General features: G+C 72.4%; 12 protein-coding genes. 2 read left to right on the forward strand and 10 right to left on the reverse strand.

What is annotated here, in order from left to right; translation table 11 throughout:
• Nucleotide 1 precedes the first annotated feature (1 nt).
• Both RM572_RS06010 and RM572_RS06015 read left to right on the forward strand, forming a co-directional pair.
• Nucleotides 2-721: a methyltransferase domain-containing protein gene (locus tag RM572_RS06010; RefSeq protein ID WP_311672234.1), complete on the forward strand. Its 720-nt coding sequence runs from the start codon at nt 2-4 to the stop codon at nt 719-721.
• On the forward strand, nt 673-2265 hold the full coding sequence (locus tag RM572_RS06015; RefSeq protein ID WP_311672235.1) for an FAD-dependent oxidoreductase: 1593 nt from the start codon (nt 673-675) through the stop codon (nt 2263-2265). Before RM572_RS06010 ends, RM572_RS06015 begins: the two co-directional genes overlap by 49 nt.
• 46 nt (nt 2266-2311) lie before the next feature.
• On the opposite strand, the gene RM572_RS06020 is transcribed toward RM572_RS06015, so the two are convergent.
• From RM572_RS06020 to RM572_RS06065, 10 genes are all read right to left on the reverse strand, one after another.
• Complete coding sequence (locus RM572_RS06020) at nt 2312-3310, reverse strand: DUF5914 domain-containing protein (protein ID WP_311672236.1); 999 nt, start codon at nt 3308-3310, stop codon at nt 2312-2314.
• Nucleotides 3307-4317 carry a phytoene/squalene synthase family protein gene (locus RM572_RS06025; protein ID WP_311672237.1) on the reverse strand — a complete coding sequence of 337 codons (1011 nt, stop codon included), beginning with the start codon at nt 4315-4317 and terminating at the stop codon, nt 3307-3309. Before RM572_RS06025 ends, RM572_RS06020 begins: the two co-directional genes overlap by 4 nt.
• Nucleotides 4304-5884: a phytoene desaturase family protein gene (gene crtI, locus RM572_RS06030; RefSeq protein ID WP_311672238.1), complete on the reverse strand. Its 1581-nt coding sequence runs from the start codon at nt 5882-5884 to the stop codon at nt 4304-4306. The genes RM572_RS06025 and crtI overlap by 14 nt, the downstream gene beginning before the upstream one ends.
• Nucleotides 5881-6972: a polyprenyl synthetase family protein gene (locus RM572_RS06035; protein WP_311672239.1), complete on the reverse strand. Its 1092-nt coding sequence runs from the start codon at nt 6970-6972 to the stop codon at nt 5881-5883. Before RM572_RS06035 ends, crtI begins: the two co-directional genes overlap by 4 nt.
• 633 nt (nt 6973-7605) lie before the next feature.
• Complete coding sequence (locus RM572_RS06040; protein WP_311672240.1) at nt 7606-8952, reverse strand: cytochrome P450; 1347 nt, start codon at nt 8950-8952, stop codon at nt 7606-7608.
• A gap of 31 nt (nt 8953-8983) precedes the next feature.
• Nucleotides 8984-10102 carry a selina-4(15),7(11)-diene synthase gene (locus RM572_RS06045; RefSeq protein ID WP_311672241.1) on the reverse strand — a complete coding sequence of 373 codons (1119 nt, stop codon included), beginning with the start codon at nt 10100-10102 and terminating at the stop codon, nt 8984-8986.
• A gap of 330 nt (nt 10103-10432) precedes the next feature.
• Nucleotides 10433-11872 (reverse strand): cytochrome P450, encoded by a 1440-nt coding sequence (locus RM572_RS06050; RefSeq protein WP_311672242.1) that lies wholly within the window; start codon nt 11870-11872, stop codon nt 10433-10435.
• Entirely contained in the window at nt 11869-12489 is a 621-nt protein-coding gene (locus tag RM572_RS06055) for a GTP-binding protein (protein WP_311672243.1), read from the reverse strand. Before RM572_RS06055 ends, RM572_RS06050 begins: the two co-directional genes overlap by 4 nt.
• Nucleotides 12470-12826 (reverse strand): DUF742 domain-containing protein, encoded by a 357-nt coding sequence (locus RM572_RS06060; RefSeq protein WP_027763182.1) that lies wholly within the window; start codon nt 12824-12826, stop codon nt 12470-12472. Before RM572_RS06060 ends, RM572_RS06055 begins: the two co-directional genes overlap by 20 nt.
• The gene (locus tag RM572_RS06065; protein WP_311672244.1) at nt 12823-13227 is read right to left on the reverse strand and encodes a roadblock/LC7 domain-containing protein; all 405 of its coding nucleotides are present in this window, start codon (nt 13225-13227) and stop codon (nt 12823-12825) included. The genes RM572_RS06060 and RM572_RS06065 overlap by 4 nt, the downstream gene beginning before the upstream one ends.

Raw genomic sequence — 13227 nt, forward strand, 5'->3', positions numbered from 1 at the left:
GGTGCCCCTGCTGCACGACCAAGAACTCTCCGCCGCCTTCGACCACGCCGCCGGCACCTACGACCGCTTCACGGCCGCCAACCCGGGCTACCGGGCCGGGCTCAGGCGCTCCGCGCGACGACTGCGCCTTCCTGACCGCGGTGCGGCACCGCGCATCCTGGATCTGGGCTGCGGCACCGGGTCCTCCACCGCCGCGCTGCTGTCCGCCGCGCCACGGGCCCACGTCACCGCCGTGGACGCGTCGGCGGGGATGCTGGAGCGGGCGGAGGCCAAACCGTGGCCGCCCGGTGCGGTGGAGTTCGTACACGGCCCCGTCGAGAAGCTCACGGAAGCCGGGGTGCGGGGCCCGTTCGACGCGGTCTTCGCCGCGTACCTCTTCCGCAACCTCTCCGACACCGACGGGGTGCTGGCCGCGGTACGGGACCTGCTGGCTCCGGCTGGGCGGCTGGCGGTGCACGAGTACACCCTCAGCGGCGCCCGGGCGCACCGCGCGCTGTGGACGGGAGTCTGCCGGGGCGGTCTCGTCCCCGTGGCGTCACTGCGCGGCGACGGCCGCCTGTACCGGCATCTGTGGCGCAGCGTCCTGGACTTCGACGATGCCCCCGACTTCCGTGCCCGGCTGCGCAGGGCCGGATTCGAGGACGTGCGGGTGCTTCCGGCCACCGGGTGGCAATGGGGCATCGTCCACACCTTCGTCGCGCGCCGAGGGGGTGCCGCGTGATCCGTGTGGATGCTCACGGCCGGGCACGACGTGGACGCGACCCGCGCGCGGAGGCGCTGCGGCCGCCACCGGGGGCGCCGCGGCTGACGGGTACGCCGCCGCGCGTCGCGGTGATCGGCGGCGGCATCGCCGGGCTCGCGGCGGCGACCGGGCTGGCCGAACGTGGTGCGCGCGTCACGGTGTACGAGAGGGAGTCCGGGCTGGGCGGTCGGCTGCTGGGCCGGCCGGAGCGTCTCGCGGACGGCAGCCGGGTCACGATGAGCCGCGGCTTCCACGCCTTCTTTCGCCAGTACTACAACCTGCGGGGGCTGCTGCGGCGGGTGGACGGATCCCTCGGCATGCTCACGCCGCTCGCGGACTATCCGTTGTGGCACCGCGACGGTCTGCGTGACGGTTTCCGCGGACTGCCCCGTACGCCCCCGTGGAACGCGGCGGCGTTCGTGGCCCGCAGCGAGGCCTTCGCCTGGCGGGATCTGACCCGGATCCGGCCCCGGGCGGCACTGTCGCTGCTGGATGTGCGGGTCCCGGAGGTGTACGCGCGCTTCGACGGCGTCAGCGCCGCCTCGTACCTGGACGCGATCGGGTTTCCGCCCGCCGCCCGGCATCTCGCGTTCGAGGTGTTCGCACGCAGCTTCTTCGCCGACCCGCGCGACTTCTCCGCCGCCGAACTCGTCCTGATGTTCCACATCTACTTCCTCGGCTCCAGCGAGGGCCTGCTGTTCGACGTCCCCCGTGAACCGTTCCCGCACGCGTTGTGGGAACCGCTCGCCGGCTACCTGGCCCGTCACGGTGTACGCATGCGGACACAGACACCGGTGGAGACCGTGCAGCCCCGGGACGGAGGGTTCACGGTCGTCTCCGAACCGGGCGGCGAGGAGGTGGATGCGGTGGTGCTCGCACTGGACACCACGGGGCTGCGGTCCCTCGTGGAGCGCTCCCCCGGTCTGGGCGACGCCGACTGGCGCTCGCGGGTGGCCGGGCTGCGCGCCGCGCCGCCGTTCCTGGTCTCCCGCCTGTGGCTGGACCGCCCGGTGGCCGCCGACCGGCCGGGGTTCCTGGGCACCAGCGGTTACGGCCCGCTGGACAACGTCAGCGTCCTCGACCGGTGGGAGGGTGAGGCCCGCCGATGGGCGGCGCGCACCGGCGGTTCGGTCGTCGAACTGCACGCCTACGCCGTGGCCGACGGCACCGACCGCGCGGCCACGGAGGAGCAGCTGACGGCACACCTGCACGCGGTGTATCCGGAAACGCGTCACGCCCGGATCATCGACGCGCGGCACGAGTGGCGGGCGGACTGCCCGCTCTTCGAGGTGGGCGGTCACCGGCGCCGCCCCGGAGTGACCACGCCGCACGCACGGCTGATGCTCGCCGGCGATCTGGTGCGCACCGACCTGCCGGTGGCACTGATGGAGAGGGCGGCGACCACCGGATTCCAGGCGGCGAATGCCCTGCTGCGGCAGTGGGGTGTGCGCGGGCAGACGCTGTGGACCGTGCCGCGGGCGGGGCGCTCAGCCGCGCTGAGGGCCGCAGCCGCCCTGGCCTGACCTGCAGCCCCGCTGCTCGTCCCCTTCGGGCTGCCGGGTGGTGCGGTCAGCCGGGGAAACGACCGGTGGAGCGCAGCAGGTAGCGGCGTTCGGCATAGGCGAGGTCGTCGCGCCACAGGCGCGCGGCCGCCGCACTCATGAGCGGCCGCAGCAGCGGGGCGGCGCGCCGCGCGGCGACGAACCCGGTCCGTTCGGAGGTGGCGACGACGGCTTCGACGACACGCGTGCGGGGCCGGTCGTGCGCGTCGGGCCCGAGGGGGGTCGCGTGCGTCTCGACCACGGACCCCTCGCCTTCGCCTTCGACGATCCGCATGACGACGGTGCGGGGTCCGGGGGCGGTGAACGTCGCGCGCACGGGCACGACGAGCCGGCCGGCCACCTTGAACGACACCCGTACGGTGAAGCCTTCGTCGGCGGCGTTCTCCACCGTGAGGTCGACGAAGGAGTAGGGGTGGAACCAGGCGCCGTGCCAGGGGTCGAGCCGGTTGGCGACCACGTCCTCCGGCTCGCACACGCCTTGCGCGCTCACGACGGCACCGACCGCGCCGGGCAGGGAGGGACGTGCGGGGACGAGCGGGCTCCGCAACGGGGACTCGCCTCCCGGCGCGTCCAGTCGCACCCAGACCAGCAGGCCGTCGTCGTGGGCGGGGTACGGCTCCCAGCCGGCGAACGGCGCGCCGTCCAGCGCGAGACCGTGCCAGTTGCAGACCACTCTCCCGCAGCGCACCGGGCTGTCACGCAGCGGCGCACCGAGGTGCGGACAGGCACCCGGCCCCGCACGGAGCGCACCGTCGTCCCCACGCCAGAGGATGACCTCCAGACCGCCCACGGTGCGGCCCAGGACGGCACCCTTGCGTACCTCGCGGCTGCCTGCGACGACATACCAGTTGCCGGTCGGCCGAGCGGACGCCGTCTTCAGGGCGGCCGCGATGAGCGCGGGTCTCGCCTCGCGCCAGGTGGGCTCCTGAGCGTCCCAGCGGCTGGGCCGGCGGCGCCAGGAGAGCGGAAGACGAGGCCGGCGGCGAGGTGCGCGGAGCGGGTTCATGCCGAGTCCTCTCGCGGCAGAACGGGGTGACGGACGGGTTCCGGCGTCCCGGGGCGTCGACGTGCTGCGGACGGGGCGTGCCGCAGCCGGGCGGCGGCGACTCCCGTGACGCCGCGTGCGGCCACCACGGCGCGGCGGGCCGGCGAGACGGCGACGCGGCGGTGCAGGACCGGGTAGCCGGCGTCGGCGGCGGCGTCGAGGATCTCCGAGTACAGGGTGTAGGCGGCGCGGATGCAGGGGCGGGAGACGGGATCGAGCAGGGCGATGCCCGGCTCGGCCTCCCGGTACACCTCGCGGGTGAGGGCGTCGGCGGCCCGCAGGGCGCTGCGGATGCGGGGGTCGTCGCGTCCGGTGGCGCGGCTCCACTGCAGCAGGCCCCGGTCGACGCCGTGGGCGGCCAGCAGGTCGCCGGGCAGGTAGACGCGGTCACGGTCGAGGTCCTCGCCGACGTCGCGGAGGAAGTTGGTCAGCTGGAAGGCGACACCGAGCGCGGCAGCGTGGGCTTCGGCCTCCTCCGCCGGGACCACGGTGCCCAGGACCGGCATCATCTGCAGGCCGATGACGGCCGCAGAGCCGTGCATGTAGGTCTGCAGAGCCGGATAGTCCGCGTAGGCGCGGACCTGGAGATCCATGCGCATGGACGCCATGAAGTCGGTGAAGTGGGTGTGGCGGATGCCGTAGGTGCGGGCCGTGTGCGCCAGGGCTCGGACGACCGGTTCGCGGCTGGAGCCGGTACGGAGGCCGGCCGCCAGCTCCTGCTCCCAGCGGCTCAGGGCTGCCGCCCGCTCGTGGACGGCGGCGTCGGCGGCGAGGTCGTCGACGATGTCGTCGGCCCAGCGGGCGAAGCCGTACAGCGCGTGCACGGCCGGGCGGCGAGCGGGCGGCAGCAGGCGCGTGGCCAGGAAGTAGGTGCGGCCGTGGCGGGCGTTCAGGGCGCGGCACAGCGTGTAGTCCCGGCGCAGGCCCGGTTCGGTGATGCCGGCGGCGGTCAGTTCACGTGCCGTCATGATCGGTGCCTCCTGCCGGGATGCGGCTGCCGCAGTGCGGCATGCTCTCGGCGCAGTGGTGGTGACGGGACGCGGGAAGCGCCCTCGCTCCGGTGATCCGCTGGGCGGCGAGCTTCCCCGAGATGAGGACCGTGGGGACGCCGACGCCGGGGGTGGTTCCGCAGCCGGCGAGGACGCCGTTGGTGATGCCCCGCATCAGGTTGCGGGGACGGAACGGGCCGGTCTGCGCGAACGTGTGGGCGGCGGAGAAGGGGGTGCCTGCGGCCATGCCCTGGGCCGTCCAGTCGGCGGGGGTCACCAACTGCTCGTCCTCGATGGAGGTGTTCAGGCCGGTCAGGCCGCGGCGTTCGAGCTCGGCGACCAGCTCGTCCCGGTAGCGGGGCCCCAGGTCGCGCCAGGCGGCGGGGCTCGGGCCGATGTCGGTGTTGGGGCAGGGCGCCAGGATGTAGTGCAGGTGCCGCCCCGGTGGGGCGAGGCCGGGGTCGTGGGCGGTGGGGCGTGAGATCAGCAGCGACGGGTCGGTCATCAGACGCCCGTGGCGGGTGAGTTCGTCGAAGGTGCGATGCCAGGCGTGACCGAACGAGAGGGTGTGGTGCTGCAGCTCGTCCCAGGTGCGGTCGGTTCCGGCGTGCAGCACGACGGCGGACGGTGAGTGCCGTAGCCGAAGCGGTCGGCGCGGTGTGCGGCCCAGCAGGCGGTAGGCGGCGGGCAGGTCGCAGGTCAGGACGGCGGCGTCGCAGGGCAGGCGACGACCGTCGGCGGTGCGCACGGCGCGAATCCGGTCGCCGGACCGCTCCAGGCTGCCGACCTCGGTGTTCCAGTGGAAGGCGGCCCCGGCTTCGGCTGCTGCCGCGGTCATGGCACGAGCGACGGCGTGGATGCCACCGGTGGGAAAGTACACGCCCGCCACGGTGTCCATGTAGGCGATGACCGCGTAGGCCGCCAACGCCTTGGCCGGCGGCACCCCGGCGTAGAGCGACTGGAAGGTGAAGACGCGCCGCAGCCGCTCGTCGCGCAGGAAGTGGCCGATGCGGTTCTCGAGGCGGCCGAAGCCGCCGAGTGCGGCCAGCCGCGCCAGGTCCGGATGCAGGAGGTCGAGGGGGGAATCGAAGTCGGCGTCGATGAAACGGCGCATCTGCACGCGGTACAGGCGCTGCAGCCAACGGCGGAGAGCGCGGTACCCGGCTGCCTCGCGCGGCCCGGCGAAGCGGTGGATCTCCTCCTCCATCGCTTCCGCGTCGGTGTGCACGTCCAGGCTGGAGCCGTCGGCGAAAAGCGCTCGGTAGGCCGGGTGGAGCTGCGTCAGTTCCAGTCGGGCCCTCACCGACGTGCCGACGGCGGCGAACGCCTCGTCCAGAAGATGCGGCATGGTGAGCACGGTGGGGCCGGTGTCGAGCCGGAAGCCGCCGAGGTCGGTGTGGCCCGCCCGGCCGCCCGGTCCGGCGTCACGTTCGACGACGGTCACCTCCCGGCCGGAGCCGAGCAGATGCAGTGTGGCGGAGAGCCCGGAGAGTCCCGCGCCGACCACCACGACATGATCGGTGGGGCCGGGAACCGTTCGCGTCACGTACTCCTCCGGTCCGTTGCGGCCCCCGGGGCTCCGGGGACGACGCGGGTGGCGGCGTGGACGAGGTCGACGAGCCGCTGCGCGGCGTCGGAGTCGAGCCGGGCGCCGGCAAGCTCCGTGGTGGCGTGCTTCACCAGTGCCTCGATCCGCTCGGTCACGGCGTCACGCGCGCCGACCCGGACCAGCGCGTGCCGGTACTCCTGCAGCGCTTCGGCGCCCAGGTGGGAGTCGGCGAAGACGCGCCTCATCACCTCGAGCGCCTGGTGGTCCTCGCGCGCTTCCGCCCGTTGCCACGCGAGGGCCGCCAGATGGGTGGCCTTCCCCTCGCGCACGTCCTCCCCCGCCGGCTTTCCGGTTGCGGCCGGGTCGCCGAACACGCCGTCGAGGTCGTCGCGGAGCTGGAAGGCGAGGCCGGCGCTGTGCCCCGCGGCCTCCAGGCACCTGCGGGTGTGTGTGGAGGCGCCCGCGAGGGCCGCGCCCATGCCCAGCGGACGCCGCACGGTGTAGGCCGCCGTCTTCAGCGCCGCCACCCGCAAGGCGCTTTCGGGTGAGAACGCTCCGACGGCCTGCGTGCGCAGATCCAGGTACTGGCCGGCGACCATCTCGGCCCGCATGGCCCGCCACCCGACGTCTTCGCCACGAGGAGCCGCACGCTCGCGTGTCGCCTCGGCGAACAGGTCCTCGGCCCACATCAGAGCGAGATCACCGGCCAGCACGGCACCGCTCGTGCCGAAGACCTCCGGAGAGCCGTTCATGCCGGCCCCGCGATGGCGGGCGGCGAAGTCCACGTGAAGGGCCGGCCTTCCGCGCCGCGTCTCGGAGCGATCCATCACATCGTCATGGATCAGGGCGAGCGCCTGCAGCAACTCGAGAGAGGCCGCGGCTTTCAGCGCGCCGCGCGCCTCGGGTTCCCGGCCCGGACCCCCCGCCGCACGCCACCCCCACCAGAGGAACGAGGCACGCAGTCTCTTGCCGCCGCGCAGGACGAAGTCCGCCACGGGCCGGGCGACCTCGTCGCAGAACACCTCATCGAGTGAAGCCGCTTCGACCACACGGTCCTCCAGCCACGAGGCCAGAAGTGCCTCCACGGCTCCCGGAGTGTCCACGTCCGGGTGCGGAGTCTGCGTGCCACAGCGGGACCGCAGTGGGGTTTGCGGGCTCACAGGACAGGTGCGGTCCTCCGTCTCGGACGAGAGATTCATGATTCCTTCTACCGGAGAAGCAGCGCGATCGGATTCAACGCCACGAACGTGGGCCCGATGGCCCCGTCGGTGGTTCCGGACGCGAGAGCGCCCCCGCCCGCTGCACGTGCGGGCGGGGGCGTGGAGTACGGCGTCCCGGAGACCTCTCCCCGATCCGGAACGCCGCCCCGACCCGCGACAGAGCGTCACACGGGACGGGAGCTGAGGGATGTGCCCCAGGGGGGCGGCCTGCGACGATCACTGTTCCAGCGGTCACCCGGCAGGCGCACTATGTAACAGCCTGTCATGCGAGTCGTGACAGGTGTCATAGTCACGACAGGTGTCAGGACGGTCGCGTGGTGCCGCTCACGGCGGGGACGACGTCCCGGTCCACGCCTCGTGCTTCTGCCGTCTACCGACGGTGAGAGGCTGACGCACCCCTGCGCGAGAGGTCCCGCAGGTGCGGACGGCCCGGGACCCGCCCGGTCCGCGGAGAGACGGACCGGACCGGGACCCGGCCGGGGGCCGGGCGGACGGCGGCTACGTCCGGCGGGACACGACCCGCATCGGCAGCTTGTCCGGGTGGGCGACGGCAGAGGCGACCTCCCGGACCGCGTGGCCCGGCAGGGGCTCGAACCGCCAGCGGGAGAGGACGGTGGCCATCGCGATGGCGATCTCCGTGAGCGCGAAGCCGTCGCCGATGCACTTCCGGTTTCCCGCGCCGAAGGGGATGTACCCCTCACGGGGCCGCCCTTCGCGGCGTTCGGGCAGCCAGCGGTCCGGGTCGAAGGTGTGCGGGTCGTCGTAGAGGCGTTCGTCGCGGTGCAGGGAGTAGAGGCTGAAGGCGAGTTCGGTGCCCTCCTCCAGGCGGTGCCCTGCGAGCTCGACCGGTTTCGTGACGCGGCGCATGAGGAGCGGCACCGAGTGCATGCGGCCGATCTCGTCGATCACCTGCCGGGTGTAGGTCAGCTTCGGGAGGTCTTCGAAGGCGATGTTCCCGTCCGGTGCCACCTCGTCGATCTCCGCGAGGAGCCTCTTCTCCACTTCCGGTGCCTTGGCGAGTTCGTGGAAGGTCCAGGCGAGGGTGGAGGCGGTCGTCTCGGTGCCGGCGAACATGATGGCGACGAGTTCGTCCCGGATCTCGCGGTCGGTGAGCTTCTCCCCGGTGTCCGCGTCGCGGGCGTTGAGCAGCATGGACAGCAGGTCGTTGTAGTCGACGTCGCCTTCCTTGTGGGAGGCGGCGATGACGTCGTCGATGACCGTGCGCAACCGTTTCGCCGCCTGGTTGAAGCGCCGGTTCGCCGGTATCGGCAGGTGGTCGAGCAGGCGCGGGGTGACGGCTCGCAGCAGCGCGTAGCGCAGCAGGATCGGCACGTCGACACGGACGGCCTCGGCGGCCGGCCGGCTGATGTCGGCGGAGAACATCGTCTCGGCCAGGGTGCCCACGGAGAACTCGGCGAGTTCCTGGTCGACCTGGACGGTCTGGCCGTCGGTCCACGCGTCGGCCATGGCACGCGCACGGGCGGCCATGGTCGCGGCGTACCCGGCGATCTTGGCCTGGTGGAAGCTGGGCTGCATCAGCCGCCGGTGGCGTTTGTGGATGTGGCTGGGAGCGGTGGGCAGGGAGTCACCCACCAGGACGCGGGCGCGGACGAAGAAGCGGCCCTTGTCGAGGTGGCGCGCCTTGGTGACGAGCAGTTCGTGGGTCAGCTCGGCGCTGTTGACGAAGTAGATGGGCAGGGTTCCCACGTCGACCCGCACGAAGTCGCCCGTGTGGCGCAGCGACTGCATGAAGTCGAGCGGGCGGCGGACCAGCGGGAGGACGTGTCCGATCAGCGGTATGCGGCCCGGTGCCCGTGGCACCGCGGCGGCGCTGGTTGCGGCCATCACAGCGTTTCCTTGTCTCGGCATCCGGCCGTCAGTTCGCGATCAGTTCGGTGAGTGAGGTCTTGTGCGGCAGTGGGGGCGAGGGGGCGTCCTGCGTGCGGGGCAGCAGGTCCCACCACCAGGCGATGCAGGGGATGTCCAGCGGCTCGCTGCTGTCGTCGGTCGGGGCGTCGAGGAAGGTGGAGGGCAGCCGTGCCGGGTCGTCGGGGGTGGTGTAGCGGTGGGAGCTGATGCCCCAGTCCTGCGCGCCCCGGATGAAGTGGCCGAGACTGCGCAGGTACTGCCGCAGCCGCGGGCCGGCGACGGTGGACGTCAGGTGGTCGCAGAGCCTCTCGAAGAGCACCATGACGCGGTCGCGCTGGGCGACGGCGGTCCGCAGTGCGTCTTCGGGGTCCATTCCTCGGTGGTGCTGGAGGACGCGCAGCACGTTGAGGTAGTGCTGCCCGGCGCGGCTCTCCTTGTGGTAGGAGAAGAGGTCGTTGTCCCAGGTGATGACGAAGTAGGCCATCTCGGCCGCGGCCCGGACCGACCGGTGGTCGCGCTCGCCGGGGTCGAGTTCGTAGCCGTGCCCCATCTCCAGCAGCGGCAGGACGACGGAGGTGGCACCGTCGTAGAGGCGCATGAGGGTGTAGTCGTTGAGGTCGGGGACCGTCGCGTGACTGCGGTAGCCGGCCTCCCACACCACGGAGAGGAAGTACTCGCGCAGTGCGTCCACCCAGCGGGTCACCTGGGCCGGCGTGCCGTGGTGGGCCATGCGGCGGCTCAGGTCGCGCAGGCCGTGGGCGAGGGGGTCCTGCTGCAGCATCGGCGCTTCGGGGTTCTGGGCGACGCGCAGCAGGCGGGAGAGTTCACCGGCGAGCAGGCCCGGGTCGGCGCCGAGTTCCCCCTCCTCGCAGTGGCCGTCGTCGACGCCGAACAGCCAGAGGATGAAGTCGGCGAGGAGCCGGGCGACTTCTTCGTCGCCTTCGGGGAGGATGCGCGCGGCGAAGGTGCCGATCTCGCTGGCGACGAGCTTGTCACGCAGTTCCGTCGAGCCGATGCCGAAGGCGTGCGCCCATGCGGCGTTCTGACGGTCGACGGCCTGGTGCCGCGGGTGGATGGCCGGGGGTATCGGAGAGTAGACGGGCGGGACGAGCAACCCGTGGTGCACGAGCGATCACCTCAGTCGTTCAGCGGACGGCCGCTCTCCACGGGGTCTCGGGGAGCCGCCTGCACCGCGACCAGGTCCACGACACACCGATGCAGCCACCGCGGGGGTATCGCGGTGGCTGCATCGCGTATCGAAGACGGCCAGAAGTGGATCACATCGTTCCGGGGCACTCAAGACCCCGGATATCGAACTGGCATGTCAAGAGGGCATATTGCGCCATCATATGCGCGCACCGGACCCGCGCCCGACAACCGCCCCAGGACCCGCACCCGCACGCGTCTCACCCGGTCGCGCGACCGGGGCCCCGGAACCGGCAAGGCCGGACAGTCCCTAACGGCGCCACCGGAGACGGCGGAAGGGCCGACGGGACGTGGAAGCCCCGGGCGCCGTCCGGCTGGGTGCGTCCGCGAGGGCCGGAGGGGAGGGAACGCTGCGCTGGGGCGGGAGTTCGGCGCCCGCGGCCTGCTCCGGGGCGGGCGAACCCTTCGCCGACCGGAGCCGCCCGGGGGTGAAGCGGACGGGCAGGGCGGCCAGCGGACGCGACATCAGCGAGGCGTTCCAGGTCAGCTCCTCCTCCGGTACGGCCAGGCGCAGGTCGGGCAGCCGGCTGAGCAGGACGTCGATCCCGGTGTCGGCGATGGCCCGGCCCAGGTCCTGACCGGGGCACTCGTGCGGACCGCCGCTGAAGGCCAGGTGGGAGCGGTTCCCGTGCAGGGAGGCGGACGTGTCCGGACGGATGGCCGGATCGGCGTTGCCCGCGGCCAGGCCGAGGATCAGCAGGTCGCCCTCCTTGATCCGCTTGCCCGCCAGCTCGATGTCCCCGGTCGCCCAGCGGCCGAGGTTGGTCGTCATCGGCGGGTCGTCCCACAGCACCTGCTCCAGGGCGTCCGGCAGCGTCATGTGGCCACCGGCCAGGTTCGCGCGGAAGCGACGGTCGGTGAGCACCAGCCGCAGGGTGCCCGCGATCAGGTTGACCGTCGGCTCGTTGGCGGAGACCAGCACGACGCGCAGGTGCTCGCGCACCTCGTCGTCGCTCAGCCGGGCCGGGTGCTCGATGAGCTTGGAGGCCACGTCGTGGCCGGGCGTGGCGCGTTTGCGCTCGACGAGCTGTTGGAGTGTCTCGGTGAGGTAGTCGTTGCTGGCCACCGCCGTCTCCGTGCCGCCGAGCATGTCGCGCGCCGCGTCGACGAGCCGGGGACCGTAGTCCTCCGGCATGCCGAACAGCTGCGTGACCACGCGCAGCGGGAGCTGGGCGGCGAACTGGTCGACCAGGTCGGCCCGCCCCGCGGCGGCGAAGTCGTCGACGAGCTGGTGGGAGAAGCGGGTGACGTAGCGCCGGATGCCGCGCGCCTCGAACCGGGACAGGCTGTCGGTGACGGCGCGGCGCAGCCGCTCGTGCTCGGGGCCGTCGGCGAACACGCACAGCGGCTGCCACGCGGTCATCGGCGTGAGGGGGTGGTCGGGCGGCACGTTGCCCTCCGCCATGTCGCGCCAGCGGCGCGAGTCGCGGCTGAAGAGCGTCGAGGTCCGCGCCACCTCCAGGTTCTCCCGGTGACCGAGCACCAGCCACGCCGGCAGGTCTCCGTGCACCAGCACGGGAGCCACGGCCCCGTGCTCCGCGCGCAGCTTCTCGTACAGCGCCATCGGGTCGGCGTCGGCCTCCGGCCCGTAGAGACGCCGCAGGCCGTCCGCCCCGGCGGCGTGCGCGGGGCATCCGGGCGGTGGTGCGGCCGGCCCCGGCCCGGGGGTGGGTTCGTTCGGGGAGTTCACATCGCCTCCGAAGTCGTGGCCAGGGAACGCAGGTGGTGCATCAGCGTCATCAGGACGTCACGGCTGGAATCGCGGTGCCGGGCGTCGCACGCCACGATCGGTACGCTCGGCGGCAGGTCGAGCGCGTCGCGCAGGTCGTCCTGGGCGTAGGAGGGGGCGTCCGGGAAGGCGTTGACGGCCACGATGAACGGGACCGACGCCTCCTCCAGCCGGCCCATCACGTCGAAGCTCGCCTCGAGGCGTCGCGTGTCGACGAGGACGACGGCGCCGAGTGCTCCGTCGAACAGGCCGTTCCACAGGAACCAGAACCGCTCCTGTCCGGGCGTGCCGAAGAGGTAGAGGACCATCTCCTCATTGAGGCTGATGCGACCGAAATCCATCGCGACGGTGGTGGCCGTCTTCCGTTCGACGCCGGTGTTGTCGTCGACCGTGGCGCCGGCCTGCGTCATCGTCTCCTCGGTCGTCAGCGGACGAATCTCGCTGACCGAACGGACCAGCGTCGTCTTGCCGACGCCGAAGCCGCCCACCACGACGAGCTTGACCGCCACGTTGGTCGACGACGGCAGCGCGTCCTCGCTCCGCGGTCCCGTGACCGTCTCAGAGCTTGCTGAGTCCATCGATTACCGCCTCAATCAGTGCGATGTCCGGAAGCGTGGATGCAGGGTTGCGCGTCTGCACCAGTTCCTCGTCCAACAGGTCCGTCAGCAGCACGGTGGTCACGCTGACCGGCAGCCGCAGGTATGCGGAGATCTCCGCCAGGGACAGCGGGGCACCGCACATCCGCAGGATGGCCGCGTGTTCGGGCTGCATCCCGACCTTCGGCTGCACGCGGGCGACGATCAGCGTGACCAGCCCCAGACCCGCCGTCTCCGGCGAGTCGGTGCGGCCTCCGGTGATGACGTAGAGCCGCTCGGGCGTCTCCGCGTCCTCCCACTCCTCGTCTCCTCCGCTCATACGGAGGATCCGTCATGCCGCGGAGGGCTCGTGAGGTGGGCGCCGATACGCGCCACCAGGTCGCGCATGCACTGGCCCACGAGACCCGCGTCGACCCCTTCGTCCGCCAGCACGGCGAGATGCGCTCCCGCACCGGCCGCCATCAGGTACATGAAGCCGCCGTCGACCTCGATGACGACCATCCGCATCCGGCCGCTGCTGTGCTCGAACTCCGCGGCGATCGCCACCGAAAGGCTCTGCAGCCCCGAGCCGATGGCGGCGATCCGGTCGGCGGTGTCCTGGTCGGTGGCGTGCCGCGCCATGCACAGGCCGTCCGAGGACAGCACCACCACATGGCGTGTCTGCGGGACGCTCTCCGCCAGGTCCTTCAGCATCCAGTCCATGTCGACCCGCCGATTCAT

The sequence above is a fragment of the Streptomyces hazeniae genome, assembly GCF_031845485.1.
Lineage (GTDB): Bacteria > Actinomycetota > Actinomycetes > Streptomycetales > Streptomycetaceae > Streptomyces > Streptomyces hazeniae.

Coding starts and splice junctions, on each gene's coding strand:
- RM572_RS06015 (WP_311672235.1), top strand. CDS start 673: ATGGGGCATCGTCCACACCTTCGTCGCGCGCCGAGGGGGTGCCGCGTG.
- RM572_RS06020 (WP_311672236.1), bottom strand. CDS start 3,310: ATGAACCCGCTCCGCGCACCTCGCCGCCGGCCTCGTCTTCCGCTCTCC.
- RM572_RS06025 (WP_311672237.1), bottom strand. CDS start 4,317: ATGACGGCACGTGAACTGACCGCCGCCGGCATCACCGAACCGGGCCTG.
- RM572_RS06040 (WP_311672240.1), bottom strand. CDS start 8,952: ATGGCCGCAACCAGCGCCGCCGCGGTGCCACGGGCACCGGGCCGCATA.
- RM572_RS06055 (WP_311672243.1), bottom strand. CDS start 12,489: ATGGACTCAGCAAGCTCTGAGACGGTCACGGGACCGCGGAGCGAGGAC.
- RM572_RS06060 (WP_027763182.1), bottom strand. CDS start 12,826: ATGAGCGGAGGAGACGAGGAGTGGGAGGACGCGGAGACGCCCGAGCGG.
- RM572_RS06065 (WP_311672244.1), bottom strand. CDS start 13,227: ATGAATCGGCGGGTCGACATGGACTGGATGCTGAAGGACCTGGCGGAG.